General features: G+C 40.4%; 15 protein-coding genes, 2 tRNA genes and 1 other annotated feature (1 of these 18 only partly in view). Of the genes, 3 read left to right on the forward strand and 14 right to left on the reverse strand.

Annotation, left to right across the window (positions count from 1 at the left end):
* Positions 1 to 28: a sequence feature (ribosomal protein L21 leader region), on the reverse strand (it extends 60 nt beyond the left edge of the window).
* 58 nt (positions 29 to 86) lie between these two features.
* Positions 87 to 791 carry a YoaK family protein gene (locus NMM17_RS01330; RefSeq protein WP_254753689.1) on the reverse strand — a complete coding sequence of 235 codons (705 nt, stop codon included), beginning with the start codon at positions 789 to 791 and terminating at the stop codon, positions 87 to 89.
* Positions 792 to 932: 141 nt separating this feature from the next.
* Here NMM17_RS01330 and NMM17_RS01335 point away from each other — a divergent pair, with 141 nt between their 5' ends.
* Together NMM17_RS01335 and NMM17_RS01340 are read left to right on the forward strand one after the other, a co-directional pair.
* Positions 933 to 1,910, forward strand: a complete 978-nt coding sequence (locus NMM17_RS01335) for a Gfo/Idh/MocA family protein (protein WP_254753690.1) — start codon at positions 933 to 935, stop codon at positions 1,908 to 1,910.
* Complete coding sequence (locus NMM17_RS01340) at positions 1,907 to 2,989, forward strand: DEAD/DEAH box helicase (protein WP_254753691.1); 1,083 nt, start codon at positions 1,907 to 1,909, stop codon at positions 2,987 to 2,989. Before NMM17_RS01335 ends, NMM17_RS01340 begins: the two co-directional genes overlap by 4 nt.
* A 152-nt stretch (positions 2,990 to 3,141) precedes the next feature.
* On the opposite strand, the gene tuf is transcribed toward NMM17_RS01340, so the two are convergent.
* Together tuf and NMM17_RS01350 are read right to left on the reverse strand one after the other, a co-directional pair.
* Positions 3,142 to 4,338 (reverse strand): elongation factor Tu, encoded by a 1,197-nt coding sequence (gene tuf, locus NMM17_RS01345; protein WP_001040726.1) that lies wholly within the window; start codon positions 4,336 to 4,338, stop codon positions 3,142 to 3,144.
* Positions 4,339 to 4,544: 206 nt separating this feature from the next.
* Positions 4,545 to 5,654 carry an AI-2E family transporter gene (locus NMM17_RS01350; protein ID WP_254753692.1) on the reverse strand — a complete coding sequence of 370 codons (1,110 nt, stop codon included), beginning with the start codon at positions 5,652 to 5,654 and terminating at the stop codon, positions 4,545 to 4,547.
* 102 nt (positions 5,655 to 5,756) lie between these two features.
* On the opposite strand from NMM17_RS01350, the gene pbp3 reads away from it, so the two are divergent.
* Positions 5,757 to 6,998 (forward strand): D-alanyl-D-alanine carboxypeptidase PBP3, encoded by a 1,242-nt coding sequence (pbp3, locus tag NMM17_RS01355; protein ID WP_254753693.1) that lies wholly within the window; start codon positions 5,757 to 5,759, stop codon positions 6,996 to 6,998.
* A gap of 84 nt (positions 6,999 to 7,082) precedes the next feature.
* Here the strand turns inward: pbp3 and sufB are convergent, their stop codons facing one another.
* The 11 genes from sufB to NMM17_RS01410 form a co-directional block, all read right to left on the reverse strand.
* Positions 7,083 to 8,495, reverse strand: coding sequence for a Fe-S cluster assembly protein SufB (gene sufB / locus NMM17_RS01360; RefSeq protein ID WP_125454571.1), 1,413 nt, complete (start codon positions 8,493 to 8,495; stop codon positions 7,083 to 7,085).
* 57 nt (positions 8,496 to 8,552) lie between these two features.
* Complete coding sequence (gene sufU, locus NMM17_RS01365; RefSeq protein WP_254753694.1) at positions 8,553 to 8,993, reverse strand: Fe-S cluster assembly sulfur transfer protein SufU; 441 nt, start codon at positions 8,991 to 8,993, stop codon at positions 8,553 to 8,555.
* Positions 8,980 to 10,206: a cysteine desulfurase gene (locus tag NMM17_RS01370; RefSeq protein WP_254753695.1), complete on the reverse strand. Its 1,227-nt coding sequence runs from the start codon at positions 10,204 to 10,206 to the stop codon at positions 8,980 to 8,982. The genes sufU and NMM17_RS01370 overlap by 14 nt, the downstream gene beginning before the upstream one ends.
* Positions 10,207 to 10,216: 10 nt before the next feature.
* Positions 10,217 to 11,479 carry a Fe-S cluster assembly protein SufD gene (sufD, locus tag NMM17_RS01375; protein WP_254753696.1) on the reverse strand — a complete coding sequence of 421 codons (1,263 nt, stop codon included), beginning with the start codon at positions 11,477 to 11,479 and terminating at the stop codon, positions 10,217 to 10,219.
* 27 nt (positions 11,480 to 11,506) lie between these two features.
* On the reverse strand, positions 11,507 to 12,277 hold the full coding sequence (gene sufC / locus NMM17_RS01380; protein ID WP_000114489.1) for a Fe-S cluster assembly ATPase SufC: 771 nt from the start codon (positions 12,275 to 12,277) through the stop codon (positions 11,507 to 11,509).
* Between the two features lie 150 nt (positions 12,278 to 12,427).
* Complete coding sequence (locus NMM17_RS01385; RefSeq protein ID WP_001081602.1) at positions 12,428 to 12,622, reverse strand: DUF3272 domain-containing protein; 195 nt, start codon at positions 12,620 to 12,622, stop codon at positions 12,428 to 12,430.
* Between the two features lie 27 nt (positions 12,623 to 12,649).
* Positions 12,650 to 14,305, reverse strand: coding sequence for a DNA polymerase III subunit gamma/tau (gene dnaX / locus NMM17_RS01390; protein WP_254753697.1), 1,656 nt, complete (start codon positions 14,303 to 14,305; stop codon positions 12,650 to 12,652).
* On the reverse strand, positions 14,305 to 14,802 hold the full coding sequence (locus tag NMM17_RS01395; RefSeq protein ID WP_084865023.1) for a GAF domain-containing protein: 498 nt from the start codon (positions 14,800 to 14,802) through the stop codon (positions 14,305 to 14,307). The genes dnaX and NMM17_RS01395 overlap by 1 nt, the downstream gene beginning before the upstream one ends.
* An 85-nt stretch (positions 14,803 to 14,887) precedes the next feature.
* Entirely contained in the window at positions 14,888 to 16,090 is a 1,203-nt protein-coding gene (rpsA, locus tag NMM17_RS01400) for a 30S ribosomal protein S1 (RefSeq protein WP_001001630.1), read from the reverse strand.
* A gap of 161 nt (positions 16,091 to 16,251) precedes the next feature.
* A tRNA-Gln gene (locus NMM17_RS01405) sits at positions 16,252 to 16,323 on the reverse strand.
* A 9-nt stretch (positions 16,324 to 16,332) separates the two neighbouring features.
* Positions 16,333 to 16,413, reverse strand: a tRNA-Tyr gene (locus tag NMM17_RS01410).
* Positions 16,414 to 16,455: the final 42 nt, after the last annotated feature.

Consider the following 16,455-nt stretch of genomic DNA (forward strand, 5'->3'; position numbering starts at 1 on the left):
AACGATGTTCGTGCGGTTGCACAGGAACGTGCATAGTCAACTCTTCAAGTATAGCATATCTCCTGTTTTCTTACAAGTAATAACACCTAAAATGAATCTTTTTCTTTTACTTTTTTCCGCCACTTGGCAAAAAGTATGCTGAGGTAAAAAATACTCATCATAATAGGAACACCAAGAATGGTCTTTTCATGATAGAAAATCGTCAAATAGGCTGAAAAGACAACGCCAAGAACAAAACTACTAAGAAGGCTAACAAATATAAACCCTTCACGCAAAAAAGGAGTGTGTTTAGTTCGGAAATAATCTCCAAAAGCCAGCATGGTCCGTTTGATATTCCCTGTCATAAAAGCGTTATTATAGGCAATACCCGACACTTCTCCAAAAGCAGTTGTCACCAGTCCCATACAGAAAGCCAAAGGCGGTACTAGATAAATATTATCTACAGTTTGCGGCACAAAACCAATAATAATTGATAAGATTGCCAAAGGAATCAGTGACAGAATTGGCTTTTTCACAATTCTCAATTTTTCCTTATAAATCGTTAGTAAAAAGACTCCCATCATAAAAGCTAGTAAGGTCATTACTTTGGCACTGGCATCTGACACATTGTGTTGAATGAGTCCCACTGATAAAAAGACTACATTCCCAGTTTGTCCAGCTACAAGAGTATTCCCTCGCACAATAAAAGTATAGGCATCTACATAACCTGCACAAAAAGTCAAAAAAAGCGCTAGCCTCTTAGACTGACGTGATATTTTTCTTATAGGTAATAACCTCATTTTCCCTCCCATTTCATTTACTCATCTCATTATTGTACCACTTTCTTTGAAAAAGGCCTAGTAGCTTATTTGAAATTTTTTACCCTCTGTTGGATAGTCCCGTCTATCTATGTTATAATGAAAGAAGGATTTGAAATCGGAAAAGGAGTAACTATGCTTAAATTAGGTGTCATCGGAACAGGGGCTATCAGCCACCACTTCATAGAAGCAGCCCATTCCAGTGGAGAATACAAGCTGGTCGCAGTCTATTCTAGAAAACTAGAAACTGCAGCAACCTTTGCTTCTCGCTACCAGAATATCCAACTCTTTGATAAAGTAGAGGACTTCTTCAAGAACTCCTTTGATGTGGTCTATATTGCTAGCCCAAACTCCTTGCATTTTGCTCAGGCAAAAGCTACATTGTCTGCTGGTAAACATGTCATTCTTGAAAAGCCAGCTGTCACTCAACCACAAGAATGGCTGGATTTGATTCACACAGCTGAGAAAAATAATTGTTTTATCTTCGAAGCAGCTCGTAATTATCACGAGAAAGCTTTCACTACTATCAAAAACTTTTTAGCAGACAAGCATGTGTTGGGAGCAGATCTCAACTATGCCAAGTATTCTTCTAAGATGCCTGACTTGTTGGCTGGGGAGACACCAAATGTCTTTTCAGACCGTTTTGCTGGTGGAGCTCTTATGGATTTGGGGATTTATCCTCTCTACGCTGCCGTTCGTCTCTTTGGAAAAGCTAAGGATGCAACCTATCAGGCTCAACAGCTTGACAATAACATTGACCTAAATGGTGACGGAATCCTCTTCTACCCAGACTTTCAAGTTCACATCAAGGTTGGGAAAAACATCACTTCCAATTTTCCTTGCGAAATTTACACAACAGATGGAACCTTGACTCTCAACACGATTGAGCATGTTCGCTCGGCTATTTTTACCGACCACCAAGGCAATCAAGTCAACCTCCCTATCCAACAAGCTCCTCATACGATGACTGAGGAAGTCGCTGCATTTGCACACATGATCCAGAAACCAGATCTGAATCTCTACCAAACTTGGCTGGAAGATGCAAGTTCAGTTCATGAGCTACTATATACTATGCGCCAGACTGCTGGCATTAGATTTGAGGCAGAAAAATGAAAACCAAACTACCAACTGAATGGCAAGAACTGAGTGACCAACTCGGTTTCCAGGAATTCACCCCCATTCAAACTCAACTATTTGAGTCCCTTCTTGCTGGAGAAAACCTCCTAGGAGTGAGCCCAACAGGAACTGGTAAGACCCTAGCTTACCTTCTACCAAGTCTTCTCAGACTACAAAAGAAAAAAGCCCAACAACTCTTGATTCTAGCACCAAATACTGAGCTTGCTGGACAGATTTTTGATGTATGTAAAACGTGGGCTGAAGCTATGGGCTTAACTGCCCAACTCTTCTTATCAGGTTCGAGTCAGAAACGCCAGATTGAACGCCTAAAAAAAGGACCAGAAATTCTAATTGGAACCCCTGGTCGTATCTTTGAACTCATTAAACTGAAAAAAATCAAGATGATGAATGTGGAAACCATCATCCTAGATGAATTCGACCAATTACTAGATGATTCTCAGATTCACTTTGTTGAGAAAATCACTCACTACGCACCGCGTGACCATCAACTCGTCTACATGAGTGCGACGACCAAGTTTGACCAAGAAAAGATTGCGCCTAACACACGTACCATTGATCTTTCTGACCAAAAATTGGACAACATCCAACATTTCTATATGCAGGTAGATCAACGTCACCGAGTGGATATGCTACGAAAACTGGCTCATGTAGAGGATTTCCGAGGTCTGGTCTTCTTTAACAGCCTATCAGACCTTGGAAGTGCAGAAGAAAAACTACAGTATCGGGATATCTTGGCTGTTTCCCTCGCTAGTGATGTCAATGTCAAATTTAGAAAAGTCATCTTAGAAAAATTTAAAGACAAGCAACTAACCCTGCTTCTTGCAACTGACCTTCTGGCTCGTGGAATTGATATCGATAGCCTAGAATGTGTCGTAAACTTTGATGTCCCAAGAGATATCGAAACCTACACTCACCGTGCTGGACGTACTGGACGTATGGGCAAGGAAGGTTATGTTATTACTCTTGTCACTCATCCAGAAGAAATCAAAAAACTCAAAAAGTTTACAAGTTTACGTGAAATTGTCCTAAAAAATCAAGAACTCTATATCAAATAAAGCTCCGTTTGCTCTATGCCCATCAAGTGTATAGAGCTTTTTTATGTAAACAATTCTTCAATTTTAGTTCAATATCAGAAAAAAGAACCTTGCTACGCAAGATTCTTTTAGTGTCTGACTTAAATAATTGTTCTTCTGGGAACTAAATCGAATTAAGCTTCGATTTCTGTAACCATACCTGAACCAACAGTACGTCCACCCTCACGGATAGAGAATGTAGTACCTTGTTCTACGGCGATTGGGTGGATCAACTCAACGTCGATTGTCACGTTATCACCAGGCATTACCATTTCAGTACCTGCTGGAAGTTCGATTGAACCTGTAACGTCAGTAGTACGGAAGTAGAATTGTGGACGGTAGTTGTTGAAGAATGGAGTGTGACGTCCACCTTCTTCTTTAGTAAGGATGTAAACTTCACCTTTGAATTTAGTGTGTGGGTTGATTGAACCTGGTTTAGCGATAACTTGTCCACGTTCGATTTCGTCACGTTGAACACCACGAAGAAGGACACCTACGTTATCTCCGGCAAGACCTTCGTCAAGTTGTTTACGGAACATTTCAACACCAGTAACAACTGCTTTTTGAGTTTCTTCTTTGATACCAACGATTTCGATTTCGTCGTTGACTTTAACGATACCACGGTCGATACGTCCTGAAGCAACTGTACCACGTCCAGTGATTGAGAATACGTCTTCGACTGGAAGAAGCAATGGTTTATCAGTGTCACGTTCTGGTTCTGGGATGTACTCATCAACTGTGTTCATCAATTCCATAACGATGTCTTCGTATTTAGTGTCACCTTCAAGGGCTTTAAGAGCTGAACCTTGGATAACTGGAAGATCGTCACCTGGGAAGTCGTATTCTGACAATAGGTCACGGATTTCCATTTCAACCAATTCAAGCAATTCTTCGTCGTCAACCAAGTCAACTTTGTTCATGAAGACGATAAGGTGTTTAACACCAACCTGACGTGAAAGAAGGATGTGCTCACGAGTTTGTGGCATTGGTCCGTCAGTTGAAGCTACTACAAGGATAGCTCCGTCCATTTGAGCGGCACCAGTGATCATGTTTTTAACGTAGTCCGCGTGTCCTGGAGCGTCGATGTGAGCGTAGTGACGTTTTTCAGTTTCGTACTCAACGTGCGCAGTGTTGATTGTGATACCGCGTTCGCGTTCTTCTGGAGCAGCATCGATAGACGCATAGTCTTTAGGTTGGTTAACTGATGAAGGCAAGCGACGTGCCAAAACAGTTGTGATAGCTGCAGTTAGGGTAGTTTTACCGTGGTCAACGTGTCCGATAGTACCAATGTTAACGTGTGGTTTACTACGATCGTATTTTTCTTTTGCCATTTGAGTAAAAGCCTCCAATAAAATATATTTTATAGATAGACAGTAGGCAATACAGTCTAACTTTCCTTACTATTTTATCAAATTTCAGCTAAATTGCAAGTGTTTTACAAAGTTTTTGTGAATTATTCTTAATCTACTAATCTAAACGGTATTTCTACTCCCATCACTTCTTTAATGAAAAAGAAAAATCAGGAATTTCCTGATTTTTACTTAGCTAATTCTCTTTCTCGTTCTTTCATTATTTTATGATTTTCATACAAACGTGATAAAAACTTAGAAATTTCTTTTAAGATAGAATAGGTTGGTACTGCGACAATCATGCCAATGACACCATAGATATTACTTGATAACAAAAGTAATACTAAAATCGTAATTGGATGAACCTTCATCACTCCGCCAACGATTCGAGGGTAGAGGATATTCCCATCCACTTGCTGAATAATCAGCATGTAAACAACTGCAATCAGCATTCTATGAGGATCAGTAAAGACATTTGCGATAATCATCGGAACTAGACCAATACTTGGTCCTACATAAGGAATGAGATTGGCTAATCCTGAAAAGATAGCGAAAACCAAAGCGTATTTCAAACCGATTACGCTATATCCGATAAAGGCTAAACAACCAATAAAAATCGCATCAATGGCAACTCCACTAATATATCGAGCGATTGTAGCATTCAAATTTTTTAAAAGACCTGTAATATGCAACTTATCACGCTTTAAAACAGTACGTTCAAGCATCGGCAAGAATTTGTGACCATCTAACAAAAAATAAATTAAAAATACAGGGGTCATGATAATAATCAAAACAGTACTAAAGAGCGCAGATAGGACACTTCCAACACTATTGGTAACACTGTTTAGAATATTTTGTAGAATATCTACATAGGAGAGATTTAACTGTTGAATCGTCGCTTGAATATCTAAATTTTGAAAGGCTGGATAGGTAGATAAATCCACAATCAAATCTTGCAAACGACTATAAATTGTCTGACTTGTTGCTATCAAACTGGTCAACTGATTAATCAAAATCGGTAAGAGATAGACTACCCCAATAACTAGCCCCCAGACCAAGGCGCACAAGGTTAGTAGAATACCAATGATACGGTTAATTTTGAAATACTTTTGTAAAAAATTTACAATAGGATTGGTCAAATAATATAAAAAACCACCTAAAAGAAAGGGAATCATTATAGTGTTTGCGACACTTACAAAAGGCGTTATAATCCCACCCATCTGTCTCCATAAATAAAAGATGATGGTTAATAATAAAATCTCACTGGTCCAAAAAAATAATTTATTCTTACGAAACATGGGGTACCTCCATTCATCTATTTTACCACACTTTCAAAAAAGCTTCTTTCTTATATCATGAAACTGGGAATATTTTTTTCTTTATGATAGAATAAACTTACTATGAAAAAAATAATTTTAACTCTCCTAAGCCTTTCCGTCATTGGCTCAGCATCTACTGTTGCTGCTCAAGATTTTAATATTGCTGCTAAACATGCAATTGCTGTTGAGGCGAATACTGGTAAAATTCTCTATGAGAAAGATGCAACTCAGCCAGTCGAAATCGCTTCAATCACAAAATTGATTACTGTTTATCTTGTCTATGAAGCCTTGGAAAACGGTAGTATTACACTATCAACTCCGGTAGATATCTCTGATTATCCATACAAATTAACTACAAATTCTGAAGCGAGTAACGTTCCTATGGAGGCTCGTAATTATACCGTCGAACAACTACTTGAAGCAACATTAGTATCTAGTGCTAACAGTGCAGCTATTGCCTTAGCAGAGAAAATTGCTGGCTCAGAAAAAGACTTCGTCGATATGATGCGGGCAAAGCTCTTAGAATGGGGAATTCAGGATGCCACTGTTGTCAATACGACTGGTCTTAATAATGAGACTCTAGGGGATAATATTTACCCAGGATCTAAAAAAGATGAGGAAAATAAGCTCAGTGCTTATGATGTCGCTATCGTTGCTCGCAACCTCATCAAAAAATACCCACAAGTTTTAGAAATCACGAAAAAACCTTCTTCTACTTTTGCTGGAATGACAATCACTTCTACCAACTACATGTTAGAGGGTATGCCTGCTTATCGCGGTGGTTTTGATGGCCTTAAGACAGGAACAACAGACAAAGCTGGAGAATCTTTTGTTGGTACTACTGTCGAAAAAGGGATGAGGGTTATCACAGTTGTTTTGAATGCAGACCATCAGGACAATAATCCTTACGCTCGCTTCACAGCTACATCCTCACTAATGGATTATATTTCTTCTACATTCACGCTTCGCAAAATCGTTCAAAAAGGCGATGCCTACCAAGATAGCAAAGCACCTGTACAAGATGGAAAAGAAGATACGGTCACTGCCGTTGCCAAAGATGATATCTCTCTAATTGAACGTGTTGGAAGTCAATCTTCCCAATCTGTTCAATTCACTCCTGATTCTAAAGCAATCCCAGCACCACTTGAAGCCGGAACAGTGGTTGGACATTTGACTTATGAAGACAAGGACTTGATTGGTCAAGGTTACATTACCACAGAACGCCCTAGTTTCGAAATGGTAGCAGAAAAGAAAGTTGAAAAAGCTTTCTTCTTAAAAGTTTGGTGGAATCAGTTTATCCGATTTATCAACGAAAAATTATAAAAAAAAATCGCGATTTAAACCGCGATTTTTTGTTACAAGTTCATCTTCAAAATCCTTGATTATGGGTAAATATAAAAACAAATTTTACCCAACTGATCCTTCCATCTCATAGCTAATCAAGCGGTTCAGCTCAACTGCATATTCCATTGGAAGTTCTTTTGTGAAGGGTTCTACAAATCCCATAACAATCATCTCTGTTGCCTCAGATTCTGACAAGCCACGGCTCATGAGGTAATAGAGTTGTTCTTCTGAAATCTTAGAAACCTTAGCTTCGTGTTCCAAAGCGACTTGTGAGTTGTGAATTTCATTAAACGGAATAGTATCTGATGCTGATAAGTCATCCATGATAATGGTATCACACTCGATGTGAGAGACAGATTTCTTAGAGTTTTTATTAAAGGTTACTTGTCCACGATAGTCAACCTTTCCTCCACCTTTAGCGATGGATTTAGACACAATAGACGAGCTGGTATGTGGAGCGTTGTGGATCATCTTAGCTCCAGTATCCTGGTGTTGCCCTGCATTGGCAAAAGCGATAGAGAGCATGGTACCACGCGCCCCTTCTCCATCTAGGTAAACAGATGGGTATTTCATGGTTGTTTTGGCACCCAAGTTACCATCAATCCACTCAACAGTGGCATCCTTTTGAGCCTTCGCACGTTTTGTAACCAAGTTATAGACGTTATCAGACCAGTTTTGGATGGTTGTATAACGCATATAAGCACCATCTAAGGCAAAGATTTCTACGATGGCAGCATGCAAGCTGTTACTTGAATAAGTTGGAGCTGTACATCCTTCTACATAATGAACACTTGCTCCCTCATCAACGATAATCAAGGTACGTTCAAACTGACCAGTATTTTCGTTATTGATACGGAAGTAAGTTTGAAGTGGGATATCTACCTTGATCCCTTTTGGTACGTAGATAAAGGTTCCACCAGACCATACTGCTGAGTTAAGGGCAGCCAATTTGTTATCTGTTGGCGGTACCAACTTAGCAAAGTATTGTTTAAACAAGTCTGGGTATTCCTTGAGGGCAGAATCTGTATCTGTAAAGATAATCCCCAATTTTTGGAACTCTTCCTTCATGTTGTGGTAAACCACTTCTGACTCGTACTGGGCAGAGGCACCAGCTAGATAAGCACGCTCAGCTTCAGGAATCCCGATACGCTCAAAGGTTTCTTTAATCTTTTCAGGAACGTCATCCCAAGAACGAGCTGGTTTATCAGATGGTTTTTGATAATAAATCAGGTCATTAAAATCAATCTCTGACAAGTCTGCTCCCCAAGTTTGCATGGGCATTTTTTTGAAGGTTTCATAAGACTTCAAACGGAATTCTAGCATCCACTCAGGTTCTCCCTTAGCAGCTGATAGCTCACGAATGACATCTTCATTCAGTCCTTTTCCTGTCGATAGAACAGGCTCTACATCATCATGGAAACCAAATTTATATTCACCAAGGTCAATTGGTTTTGGTTCTACTCTTTCTTCAGCCATAATATCCTTTCTTTCATTCTTCATTTCTACTGATTCATAAGACAAAAGAAATTTGTCTTACTGATTGTCTTGATTTTCAATTGTTTTCTTCAGAGCGTTCCAAGCTAGGGTTGCACACTTGATTCGTTGAGGGAATTTTGCAACGCCTGATAAGAAGGCTGCGTCTCCAAGTTGGTCTTGACGCTCATCTTTTTGCCCTTGAACCATTTCAGAAAAAATGGTCGCAAGTTCTAAGATTTCTTGTTTGGTCTTGCCTAAAACGGCATCTGTCATCATACTAGCAGAGGCAGTTGAGATGGTACAGCCTGAGTTTAGAAAAGCGATATCCTCTAAGCGGCCATCTGCATCAAACTTGACAGAGAGATTGATAACATCTCCACAGGTCGGATTGTTGAGACTGATTTGTTCAGCATCTTCCAACTTTCCTTGATGATGTGGATTTTTCGAATGGTCCGCTACCACTGCCATATAAAGGCTATCTAGTTTAGAAAGTGCCATTGAAAAACTCCTTTGTCTTTTGTAAGGCATCGACTAGCTTGTCGCAATCTGCCTTTGTATTATAGATATAAAAACTTGCACGAGCTGTTGCTGGAACATCCAAATACTGGAGCAAAGGTTGCGCACAATGGTGACCTGCTCGAACAGCCACTCCTTCATAATCCAAAGCAGTCGCAAGGTCGTGCGGATGAAGGTCGCCTAGGTTAAAGGCAATAACACCTGAACGTTGAGCCAAGTCCTGTGAACCATAAATGGTCAGTCCTTCAATCGCCTGCAGTTTTGGATAGACGTATGCGATCAATTCTTGTTCATGGGCTTCAATGGCATCCATACCAATGTTTTCAAGATAATCCACAGCTGCTGCCAGTCCAATTGCACCTGCCATATTGGGAGTTCCTGCCTCGAATTTCCAAGGTAATTCCTTCCAACTAGCAGATTGTTCATAAACGAAATCAATCATTTCGCCGCCAAATTCTACTGGTGACATTTGTTCCAGATACTTTTCTTTACCGTAAAGAACACCGATACCAGTTGGACCCGCCATCTTGTGACCTGAAAAGGCAAAGAAGTCCACATCCAAATCCTGTACATCAATCTTCATATGGGGTGTAGACTGAGCACCATCCACCACCATGACGGCTCCCACTTGGTGCGCCAATTGAGTGATTTCTTTTATTGGATTGACCACACCCAGGACATTTGAGGCGTGAGCAAGGGAGACAAACTTAACTTTATCAGTCAATTTAGCTCGCAAATCATCCATATCCAGAGCTCCATTCTTAAGATAGACATAGACAAGCTCTGCCCCAGTCTTGCGGCAGGCTTCCTGCCAAGGAATGATGTTGGAATGGTGTTCCATGACAGAAATCAAAACCTGGTCTCCCTCAGTCAAGACTTCCTCAGCATAACGCGCTACCCAGTTAAGACTGGTTGTCGTTCCTCTAGTAAAGAGAACTTCCTTTGTAGACCCTGCATTGATAAACTTACGAATGTTTTCACGAGCCGCCTCATAAGAAGCTGTCGCTCTTTCTGCCAAGGTGTGAACGCCACGATGAACATTGGCATTGTCCTTCTCATAGTAGCGGTTAATCGTTTCCAGAACTGCTAGTGGTTTTTGTGTCGTCGCAGCATTGTCCAAATAAACCAATGGTTCATCATTAACAATCTGGTCTAAAATTGGAAAATCCTTGCGAATCGCTTCTACATCTAACATAGGCTACCCCTTAGCGTTTTGACAATTTTTCTTCTATAGTTGCAATCATTTCATCACGAACTTCCTTGACTGGAATCTCAACGATAACGGAGCCAAGGAAACCACGGACAACCAAACGTTCTGCAGTTACCTTATCTAAACCACGGCTCATGAGGTAGTACATGTCTTCTGGATCTACCTGACCGATAGAAGCCGCGTGTCCTGCAGTTACGTCATTTTCATCAATCAAAAGGATTGGGTTGGCATCTGAACGCGCTTGGTCTGAAAGCATAAGAACACGACTTTCTTGTTGGGCATCTGCTCCCTTGGCACCCTTGATGATGTGGCCAATACCATTGAAGGTCAAAGTTGCTTTTTCAAGGATAACCCCATGTTGGAGGATATTTCCGATGGAGTTACAACCATAGTTAGTTACTCGGGTATCAATCCCTTGTACCTGACGGCCACTTGAAAGAGCTACGACTTTAAGATCCGCATGGCTACCGTTACCAATCAAGTCACTATCAAAGTCTGCAACGACGTTTCCTTCGTTCATGACACCAATTGCCCAGTCAATACTTGCATCATTGCCCAACTTACCACGACGGCTAATGTAAGCAGTGACGTTTTCACCTAGACGGTCGATCGCAGCAAACTTGACTTGAGCACCTGAACGAGCAATGACTTCTACTGTGATATTAGCAGTTGCTTTGGCACTTCCTTCACCACGAGATTCCAAACGTTCCAAATAGCTAATCTTACTGTTCTTACCAGCGATAATCATAATATGCTTGTTAAACGGTACATCACTATCACTATCTTGGTAGAAAATACCTTCGATTGGCTCTTTAATTTCAACATTATCAGGAATATAGAGAACAGCACCACTATTGAAATAAGCTGTATGGTAGGCTGCCAACTTATCATCGTCATATTTAACAGATGACATGAAGAATTCCTCAATCAGCTCTGGAATTTCTTCTAAAGCTGAGTGAAAGTCTGTAAAGACAACACTCTGTTCAGCCAACTCAACTGGAGTTTGCTCAAAAACAGTTTGAGTTCCTACTTGCACCAACTTCAAGTGATTATCTAGTGCAGTGAAATCTGGAACATTTGCTGATGGCTCACTTTCTGTAATCGTTCCATCCCCCAGATTCCAACGGTGGAATTTGACACGCTCAATAACTGGTAATTCTAAACTCTCAATCTTATCAAAAGCTTTTTGACGGAGGTCAGCCAACCAGCTTGGTTCAGCGTGCATTTCTGAAAAAAGTTTAATATTTTCTTTAGTCATTTACTTCTCCTAAAAGATACGAGGGAATTACAATTCTTCCTTGTAGTCGTAGCCAAGTTCTTCAGCTAGTTTTGCGTATCCTTCACGTTCCAAACGCGCAGCCAATTCTGGACCACCAGAAAGGACAACGCGACCTTCCATCATGACGTGTACCACATCAGGTGTGATGTAGTTCAAAAGACGTTGGTAGTGAGTGATAATCATAGCACCAAAGCCTTCACCACGCATAGCATTAACACCTTTAGAAACAACTTTAAGGGCATCAATATCAAGACCAGAATCAATCTCATCCAAAAGGGCAAATGTTGGCTCCAACATCAAAAGTTGAAGAATTTCATTACGTTTTTTCTCACCACCAGAGAAGCCTTCGTTGAGGTAACGCTCAGCCATTTCTTCTTTCATGTTGAGCAATTCCATCTTCTCATCCAATTTAGTGATAAACTCACGAACTGAAATTTTTTCATCATCTTCTTTCCCAGCATTCATGGCTGCACGAAGAAACTCAGCGTTAGTAATACCAGGAATTTCTGATGGGTATTGCATAGCAAGGAAAAGTCCCATACGCGCACGCTCGTCCACTTCCAACTCAAGGATGTTTACGCCATCAAACAAGACTTCACCTTTGGTAACTTCATAGTTTGGATTTCCCATGATAGCGGCAGAAAGAGTCGATTTACCAGTACCATTTGGTCCCATGATAGCGGCGATTTCTCCTGTTTTCAGGGTCAGGTTAACCCCTTTTAAAATTTCTTTTCCTTCAATCTCAACGTGAAGATCTTTGATCTCTAATACTGACATGATAATTCCTTTCTTTTTCAAGGCCTTTACAGTGCTTACTGGAAACATACTTGATTTCCCTAGAAAATACGGTAAAAGGTCAATAAATATACTTTTATAGTATAACAAAAAAAAGCCTAAAAGGCTTTGATTTTGTCTAGAAGCTGAGGACTAGTCTTTTCCTTTTAAATGCTGGTCAATGACATCTACAATCTTGCCCATCAAGTAACTTACTCGGAAATTTCTAAAGAGCAAAATGGCCCAAAAGGCTGCCATAATATAGCGACCAGTCATCCAGGCTTCATTGAAAAAATAGGTCTCAGCAGCTGTAAACAGCGCGATGATAATAAATTGTTGTCTATTCATAAACTTATTGTATCATGAAATCTTTCTTTAGTCTTCCTCTACCTTCACTTTATCAGCCAAAAATTCAAAACCTTCTGGAATCAGGCTTTCTTCTGCTTCTTTTTCAGATTGAGAAGATTTAGCTTTGGCTGAAAAGGCTGCACGAACTTCTTTCCATTCTTCCATGGAAATAGCTAAAATCTCGGGTGAAAAACCTGCTGCCTGACTGAGGATGTTACCAAACATGGTGTTGAGATTGTCCCGTTTCATGGTTTGACCAGCATTGAAGTTAGACTCAAAAGCAAGAATAGCATGGTGTTCATTGGCCGCAACCGGTTGAGAACCAATTAGCAGAGCCTTATCAGGGCCTCCTAGACTTTCAATTACCTCTCCCCAGGCATTCTGCAAGCGAATCAGATTTTGGCGTGCTAAATCAGGATTTTCAACGGCCTCTTGTAGGATAGATTGAACTTTATTGCGATCCACACGATAGACGGTCTTGCTCGCTGCTGGACGGGTAGGTACTGGACTAGTTGGTTTTGGTACAGTGCCCACATTTGCGAGTTCATGTTTGAGACGGGCAACTTCCTGTCTCAATGCAGAAATTTCATGTTCAACTGCCCCAGAAAGAGCTGGTTCAGGCTTAATCTCTGCCAATCGAATAGTCATCATCTCAGCATAAATCTTGGGCTGCAAACTAGACTTAATATCTGCTAAACTGACTGTCGCCAAGCGAATCATTTCAAACAGATTTTCCTGAGGAAGTGCCAAATTTTCTACAAAGACTGGACTATGATGAGTGTTTTCTCCCCCTGTTTGAACAATTAACAAATCTCTTAAATAGTGTAAAAGGTCGGTCACAAAACGAGTCATGCTCTTACCATTGTCAAAGAGAAGATTTAAGCATGCTAGGGCCTTGGGAACATCCTGTTGAGACAAGGCGGCCACATAATCATCCAAGGCTGATAGACTAATAGTACCAGTAATTTCTTCAGAGATGGCAGTCGTCAGTTCGTTTCCCTGTGTCAAACTCAGGGCTTGATCCAAAATAGACAAGGCATCTCGCATTCCACCTTCAGCCCGTCTGGCAATGATTTCCACAGCCTCTGGTTCAGAACTGATATTTTCTTTTTCTAAAATATAGTGGATATGTTCCTTAATATCCTGTGTCTTAATCGATTTAAACTCAAAACGTTGCACACGAGATAGAATCGTAGCAGGAATCTTGTGCAATTCAGTAGTAGCCAAAATAAAGACCACATTCTGTGTTGGCTCTTCCAACGTCTTTAGGAGGGCATTAAAAGCCCCTGTAGACAGCATGTGAACCTCATCTATGATATAAACCTTATAACGAGCAAGGCTAGGCGCATAGGTAGATTTATCACGAATTTCACGAATTTCATCAACCCCATTATTAGAGGCTGCATCCATTTCGATGACATCTTCTAAACTACCATCCGTCACCGCTTGGCAAATATAGCAGTTATTACAAGGTTCACCACCCACTTGATTGGGACAGTTCATAGCTTTGGCAAAGATCTTAGCCACACTAGTTTTTCCCGTTCCACGTGGACCAGAGAAAAGATAGGCATGACTTATTTTCTCTTGCTCTACTGCTTGTTTAAGAGTCTTAGCCACAACTTCTTGACCAACCAACTGGGAGAAGTTTTGACTTCTATATTTTCGATAAAGTGCTTGATACATTAGGCTTTCTCCCCAAACATTGTAAAGTCCCATTCTGTCTTTTCAAGCAAAATAGCGACAAATTGTTCCAAATAATCTCGATCCATAGCATCATAATCATCAAGCTCTGAAGAATCCAGATCCAGAACTCCAAGTAATTGACCATTCTTTATCATCGGCACAACAATTTCACTTTTAGCTCGACTATCACAAGAAATATAGTTGGGATAAATTGTTACATCACCAACCAGAACAGTTTCCTGAAAATGAGCTGCCTCCCCACAAACACCTTTTCCCAGTGCAATACGGATGCAGGAAACACCTCCTTGGAAAGGACCTAGAACCAATTCCTTTCCATCGAACAGATAAAAGCCTGCAAATACGGTATTAGGTAAGCGTGATTTTAGAAGAGCACTGGCGTTGGAAAGATTAGCCAAAACATTGGTTTCACCATCCAATAAAAAAGAGAGCTCTTCATTTAACATTTGATAACGTGATTGTTTTTCTGATTCTAACATAGGACTATTATATCAAAAAAGGCTTACAGACAAAAGAAAAATCCCTTGTTTAGTAAACAAAGGATTTTGTGAATTTTCAATTTGATTAAAGTTCGATATCACCGAACAAGTCAGCCATTGAGAATCCTGTTTGTGTTTCTGGAAGTTCGAAATCACGTTTTTCTTGACGCTTTGGACGACGTGGACGAGCAGCACGTTTTTCTTCTTTTTGTCCTTCTTCTTGAGCTGGACGCTCTTCAAGAGCTTTGATAGAAAGTGATACGCGCTCTGCATCTGCGTTAACTTCAAGAACTTTAACTTTAACTTCTTGACCTACTTTAAGAGCTTCTTTTGGATTTTCAATACGTTTGTGTGAAATTTGTGATACGTGAACAAGTCCATCGATACCTGGCAATACTTCAACAAATGCACCGAAGTCAGTCAAACGTTTAACTGTTCCTTCTACTACATCACCTTTAGCCAATTTTTGCTCAACGCCATCCCATGGTCCAGGTGTTGTTGCTTTAAGTGAAAGTGAGACACGTCCTTCTTCTTCGTTAAGATCAAGGATTTTAACTTCAATTTCTTCACCAACAGTTACAACTGATTTTGGTGATACGTTACGTTCGTGTGACAATTCAGTCAAGTGAACCAATCCGTCAACACCACCAAGGTCGATGAAAGCACCAAAACTTGTGATACGTGCAACTTTACCAGTTACTACATCACCAACAGCCAATTTACCAAATACTTCAGCGCGAGCTGCTGCTGTAGCTGCTTCAACAACTTCACGACGTGAAAGGATGAAGCGGTTTTCTTTAGCGTCAACTTCTTTGATTTTAGCATCAAATTCTTGACCTACAAAACGCTCAGTGTTACGTACGAAACGAGTATCCAACATTGAAGCTGGGATAAATCCACGAACACCTTCAAATTCTACTGAAAGTCCACCTTTAACGGCACGAGTTCCTTTAACAGTAACAACTTCTTCTTCGCGACCAACAAGTTTGTCCCATGCTTTGCGAGCTTCAAGGCGTTTTTTAGATACAAGGTATGTAACTGTATCAGTATCTTTACCAACTACTTGACGAAGTACAAGAACATCCAATACTTCTCCTACTTTAACAAAGTCATTGATATCTGCATCGCGATCGTTTGTCAATTCGCGAAGAGTCAAGACACCTTCAACACCAGTTCCAGAGATTGCAACGTTAGCTTGAGTCGCATCAACTGTCAATACTTCAGCACTAACAACATCACCAGTCTCAACTTGGCTAACGCTATTTAGCAAATCTTCAAATTCGTTCATCTAAAAAATCCTCCAACAATCAAGTTTTTCTTAAACTTGACATACTTATAATTTTTTTCCTAAGCACCCGCAAGGACATGTTCATATCGTTCACGTCTTTCAATTATAAAAATAAAATACCCTAAGATATTTTGCTTTTTATCTTGATTATTACCTAAGAACTGGGGTAGCTGGATTCGAACCAACGCATGAGGGAGTCAAAGTCCCTTGCCTTACCGCTTGGCTATACCCCATTGACGAAATGGAGAGAGAGGGATTCGAACCCCCGAACCCGAAGGAGCGGATTTACAGTCCGCCGCGTTTAGCCTCTTCGCTATCTCTCCTACAATCAACATGGACTATTATATCATGAAAATTTCAAAAAA

It is taken from the genome of Streptococcus sp. CF7_Ac1-12 (assembly GCF_024295905.1).
GTDB classification, from domain to species: Bacteria; Bacillota; Bacilli; order Lactobacillales; family Streptococcaceae; genus Streptococcus; species Streptococcus mitis_AP.